General features: G+C 62.0%; 4 protein-coding genes and 1 pseudogene. 2 read left to right on the plus strand and 3 right to left on the minus strand.

Annotated elements, in window-relative coordinates:
* Positions 1–479 (minus strand): contractile injection system protein, VgrG/Pvc8 family (locus IN820_RS18390; protein WP_268939452.1); only part of this gene is annotated, 479 nt, incomplete at its 3' end.
* A gap of 267 nt (positions 480–746) precedes the next feature.
* Here IN820_RS18390 and IN820_RS22715 point away from each other — a divergent pair.
* Positions 747–1,060: pseudogene (locus tag IN820_RS22715) on the plus strand (IS66 family transposase); the annotation flags it as partial.
* Positions 1,061–1,104: 44 nt separating this feature from the next.
* Positions 1,105–1,683, plus strand: coding sequence for a plasmid pRiA4b ORF-3 family protein (locus tag IN820_RS18405; RefSeq protein ID WP_193682346.1), 579 nt, complete (start codon positions 1,105–1,107; stop codon positions 1,681–1,683).
* A gap of 88 nt (positions 1,684–1,771) precedes the next feature.
* Here the strand turns inward: IN820_RS18405 and IN820_RS18410 are convergent, their stop codons facing one another.
* Positions 1,772–4,147, minus strand: a complete 2,376-nt coding sequence (locus tag IN820_RS18410) for an efflux RND transporter permease subunit (RefSeq protein ID WP_193682347.1) — start codon at positions 4,145–4,147, stop codon at positions 1,772–1,774.
* Positions 4,148–4,163: 16 nt separating this feature from the next.
* Entirely contained in the window at positions 4,164–5,165 is a 1,002-nt protein-coding gene (locus IN820_RS18415) for a WD40/YVTN/BNR-like repeat-containing protein (RefSeq protein ID WP_328822108.1), read from the minus strand.
* Between the last annotated feature and the right edge of the window lie 336 nt (positions 5,166–5,501).

Below are 5,501 nucleotides of genomic sequence, written 5' to 3' on the forward strand. Positions count from 1 at the left end.
CGCTGGATGAAGTGCAGGTCGGATTCGTCGTACTGCACGCAGTAATCGCGTTCGGGGTAGACGTAGGGGCCGAGCTGGAAGCGGTAGTCGGTGCCGTCGAGCAGGCCATGGTCTTCGAGCACCTCGGCGATGATCTGCGGTGCCGTCAGGTGCTGGAAGATGCGCTGGTCGACGCTCTGGCCGAGGTAGGCGAGGACCGGCCGCAGGCTGATGGCATAGTGGGTCAGGCGTTTGCCCGAGTCGCCCTGTTCGATGCTGTAGATGATGCCGTGCACGCCTTTGCCGGAGGGGCCGAAGGCGAGGTAGGCGGGCTGGTTGATCAGCGCATCGAGGTCCAGGTCGGGACGCTCGCTGACCAGTTCGATGTCGAAGCGATAGGGGTGGTTGAGCGCCTCCCGGCCTTCGAAGGCCACTACCTGCAGATCGGTTTCCTGGTTGGCGATGGCGAAAGTGATATGCGCCTGGTTGGCATCCTGCATGCCTTGGCCTCCTTCCTTGAGTTCGGCGAAGGCCGGAGGGTGACGGATGGCGGCGTCCAGTTCAACGGCGGCGGTCCCAGAGCATGCACTGGGTCAAGAAATGTCCGTTCCCGGTTGATCACCCAAGGCAACCAACGGGCGCCCAGCACCCACTCCGCCTTCCCCACCCAAACTGGCCAAGATAATGCCCCATCTTTAGCAGACGCCATCTTGGACACGACTCCCTATTCCCGTCGAACCGGCAACCACCCGAACTCGGCCAGGCATTGGCTCAATGTGAGGGAATCGACACTGGCCGGTGCGATTTTCTATACCCTTGATCGCTGGCAGGCGCTGACGCGCGCTATTGCGATGACGGCTCGCATCGAAATCGACAACGATGTCGCCGAACACGCTCTTCGGGCGGTCGTTCTGAAGAGCAAGTCTTACCTGTTCGTCGGCTCCTCCGCGGGCGGAAAACACGCGGCTGGGATTTACGCCCGGCCAAGCTGAACGACTGGAACCCGCATGCTTGTCTGACTCATGTGCTGGAGCGCATCGCCGACCATCCGATCAGCCGGATCGATGAACCGCTGCCCTGAATGTTTCTCACACACTTATTGAACACTGCGAGGTGACCTGATCCATGGTCAAAACTGTTGGCTTACCGAAACCTGCAGCAAACCTGTTGTTGCTGCACATTGAGTTGAAATACATCGAACCCGCCATCTGGCGGCGTGTGGCCGTGCCGGAAAATATCACCCTGGGCAGGTTGCACTCAGTGATCCAGATCGCAATGGGCTGGGAAGGTGGCCACCTGCATGAATTTGAAATTGCCGGCGAGAACTACGGTATTCCTACCCCCGATGGCTGGGGCCCGCCGGTCAACCCGGAAGCCCGCAAAACCTTGATCAAGGCCTTGTCCGGGCGGAAGACATTTCGCTACGTGTATGACTTTGGCGACGGCTGGGATCATCGGATCAAAGTCGAGAAAGTACTGCCTGCCATCGCCTGCCCGCAGGTGCCGTACTGCATCGACGGCGCCAATGCCTGCCCGCCAGAAGATGTCGGTGGCGCGCCGGGTTATGAAGAGTTTCTCGAGGCAATCGCAGACCCGAACCATTCCGAGCACGAGGCGATGATGGAATGGCATCAGGACGCCTTTGACCCGACGGCTTTTGACCGGGAACGCACCAATGAGTGGTTAAAGGAGATCAAGGTCTGAGAACAAGGGGTGTAGTCCGGACGGCTCCCTTGGAAGAAGAAAGGCCCGCATCCTCCGATGCGGGCCTCGTTTGTGGCGCAGCCAGACGTCAGTTCGCCAGCACCGGGCTACCTGCCCTGCCGGCCAGTTTCTCCGGCTTGATCAGGAAGCGTGCCAGGGCCGGCAGCAGCCAGATCGCACCGACCATGTTCCAGAGGAACATGAAGGTCAGCATCAGGCCCATGTCGGCCTGGAACTTGATCGCCGAGAACACCCAGGTCACCACGCCGATGGCCAGGCAGACACCCGTGAAGATCACCGCCTTGCCGGTGGATTTGAGCGTCTGGTAGTAAGCTTCCTGCAGGGGCATGCCCTGGCGCAGGAAGGATTCCAGGCGGCTATAGATGTAGATGCCGTAATCCACCCCGATACCCACGCCCAGCGCGATCACCGGCAGGGTGGCGACCTTGACGCCGATACCCATGAAAGCCATCAGCGCGTTGCCGAGGATCGAGGTCAGCACCAGCGGCAGGATCACGCAGAGAGTCGCGGCCACCGAGCGGAAGGTCAGCAGGCACATGAAGCTCACCGCCGCGTAGACCGCGATCAGCATGGTGGTTTCCGACTCGGCGATGACTTCGTTGGTCGCCGCTTCGATACCGGCGTTACCGGCGGCGAGGACGAATTCCAGGCCTTCGCGATTGTTTTCCTCGGCGAAATCCTTCGCCGCCGCGACCACGTGCTCCAGAGTCTCGGCCCGGTGGTCGTTGAGGAACACCAGCACTGGCGCCAGCGAGCAGTCGCTGTTGTACATGCCTTCGGCGCGAGCGATGGAATTGTTCAGCACGTGCTGGTTGCGCGACAGCGTCTCCCATTTGAGACTGCCCTCGTTCATGCCCTTGATGCCCTGGCGCGCCACGGTGACCATCGACACGGCCGACTGCACGCCCTCGGTGTTCTGCATCTTCCACATCAGCTCGTCCATGGCGGCCAGCGTGTCGTAGTGCGAGCAGCCTTCCGGCGCGGTCTTGACCATCACCACCAGCACGTCGGAACTGGTCGAGTAGTTGCGGATGACGAAGTCGTTGTCCAGGTTGTAGCGCGAATCCGGATGCAGCTCCGGCGCGCCCTGATCGAGATCGCCGATTTTCAGGTTCTGCCCGTACCAGAGCCCCCCGGCCAGCGCCAGCACGGCGACGATGATGGAGATCGGCGCCACCTTCGGACTGGCGAAACTGGACAGCAGGCGCCAGAACGGATGGTCACGCGAGGCCTCCTCTCGTGCCTGCTTGATGGCCCGCTGGCTGATCCCCATGTAGGAAATGGCGACCGGCAGCAGGATGAGGTTGGTGAGGATGATCACCGCCACACCCAGCGAGGCGCCGATAGCCAGTTCGCGGATCACCCCGATGTCGATCAGCAGCAACGTGACGAAGCCCACCGCATCGGACAACAGCGCCACCATCCCCGGAACGAACAGCTGACGGAACGCCAGGCGCGCAGCCGTCAGCGGATCCTCGCTGTAGCCGGAAGCCATCGCGATGCCATTGATCTTCTGCACCCCGTGGGAAATGCCGATGGCGAACACCAGGAACGGCACCAGCATCGAATACGGATCGAGGCCGAACCCCAGCGTATGCAGCAGGCCCAGTTGCCAGGCCACCGCGATCAGGGTCGTGACCAGTACCGCGACGGTGCTTTTGAAGCAGCGGGTGAACCACAGCAGCAGCACGAAGGTGATGCCGATGGCGACGATGAAGAACAAGGCCACGCCGACCAGGCCATCGATCAGGTCACCGACCTTCTTGGCGAAGCCGATGATGTGCACCTTCACATTCGGATTCTGCGCCTGGTACTTCTCGCGAATCTTCTCTTCCAGCTCGTGGGAGAACTGCTGGTAGTCCAGCTTGATCTGCCGACTCTGGTCTTCCGGGTCCGGGTAGGACTCGAGCAGCGGCACGTCGATGATGCTGGACTTGAAGTTGTTGGCCACCAGGCGGCCGATCTGGCCGGACTTGAGAATGTTGTCGCGAAGGTCCTCGAGGCTCTCGGGCGAGCCGTCATAGGTCTGCGGGATCACCTCGCCACCGGCGAAGCCCTCCTCGGTGACCTCGGTCCAGCGCACGCTGGGACTCCACAGCGACTTCATATTGGAGCGGTCGACACCGTGGATGTAGAACACTTCGTCATGGATCTGCCGCAGCGTCTCCATGTATTCCTTGGAGAAGATGTCGCCTTCCACCGCTTCCACGGAAATCCGTACGGTGTTGCCGAGGTTGGCCAGGTCGTTCTGGTGCTCGAGCATCTTCTGGATGTACGGATGCCCCAGCGGGATCATCTTCTCGAAGCTGGTCTGCGGCCGAACCTGGGCCGCCTGATAGAACAGGAAAACGCTGATCAGCAGGCAGATGACGACCACCGCCGGCCGGTTGTTGAAGATCAGGCGCTCGAGGAACGACGCCGGCTTCTGTTGATGCTTGGTCATGCAGACTCTCCCGGCTTTATTGTCTTGGGGCCAGATCCGCGCCCGATGGCGAGGCGATGCGCACACCGCCCTGCCCTACCAGGATCAGGTTGCCTTCCGAATCGGAGCTGACGCCCGACAGCGAACGGCGGTCGGGACGGTTGTAGAGTTCGAAGCTGCGGCCCTGGTCGCTGCTGGTCAGCACGGCGCCGCCATGCCCGACCACCACGATGCGCCCGTCGCGCAGCAGGCTGCCGTCGGCCAGTCCGGATTCCAGTGCATGGCCATTGCCGTTGCTGAGTTCGATCGAATCCCAGCTGTCGCCGAAATCGGTCGAGCGGAACAGGTGACCGCGCAGGCCGAAGGCGAGCACTACTCCGGGTTCCGCGCCGCCGACCACGCCGAAGAAAGAGCCTTGATAAGGCGATTCGACGCGCTCCCAGCTCTGGCCCAGGTCGGCGGAACGGAACAGGCTGCCCATCTCCCCGACGATGAACAGGCCGGCCCCTTCGATAGGCGCGATGGCGTTCAGGTGAAAGCCGTCCTCGTTGTCGAGACGATCGCTGATGTCATCCCAGGTCTTGCCGCCATCGGTGGTTTCGATCAGCGCACCATAGGCGCCGACGGCGATGCCATGGCGGTCGTCCTCGAACCAGACATCCAGCAACGGCGCCTCGCGCTCACGGTCCTCGTACTGGACCGACCAGCTTTCGCCACCATCGGCAGTGGCCAGGACCAGCGCATCGTGGCCGACCGCCCAGCCGTGCTTGTCGTCGGCGAAGGCGATGGCGGTCAGCAGTTGGCGGGTCGGCACCTTGGCCTGGGTCCAGCTCCTGCCGGCGTCGTCGGAGTAGAGAATGTGGCCACGATCCCCCGCGACGACAAGGCGATCGCCGGCCCGGGTGATATCGAGAAGAAGACTGGAAACGGCTTTCGCCGACTCGATCGAATAGCGTGTCTGGATGTCCGCCGCGGCCTGTACCGCCATCGGCGCGGTGGCCAGCAGCAGAAGCGAGACGACACCGCAAAGCGAGAGCACGCTGGCTAGCGATGAGTGAAAGCGCGACGTGTCCGCATGGGCGGGAACCATGGCGCGGCCGGATAGTGTGCGCCGCAGAACGGGCTCACCCATACATACCCCCTTTATTTTTATTAGGTAAGGCCTGCTACGACAGGCGAAGCCATGCTAGCCAGCTTTATCGGGCGCTTACAATTGGTGGGACGTTATGTTTTGTTAACTCCGAGCCACTGATGACGGGCGATCAGCGCGGCTGATGGAGCAAGCCTTCACGGGTCCCTCAAAAGCCGCATGTGCACTCCGAACCGGTAGGAGCCGGCTTGCTGGCGATCATCGGCGTTACGCGCGGATCGCCGG

The organism is Pseudomonas lopnurensis, from assembly GCF_015070855.1.
In the GTDB taxonomy this organism is placed as follows: domain Bacteria; phylum Pseudomonadota; class Gammaproteobacteria; order Pseudomonadales; family Pseudomonadaceae; genus Stutzerimonas; species Stutzerimonas lopnurensis.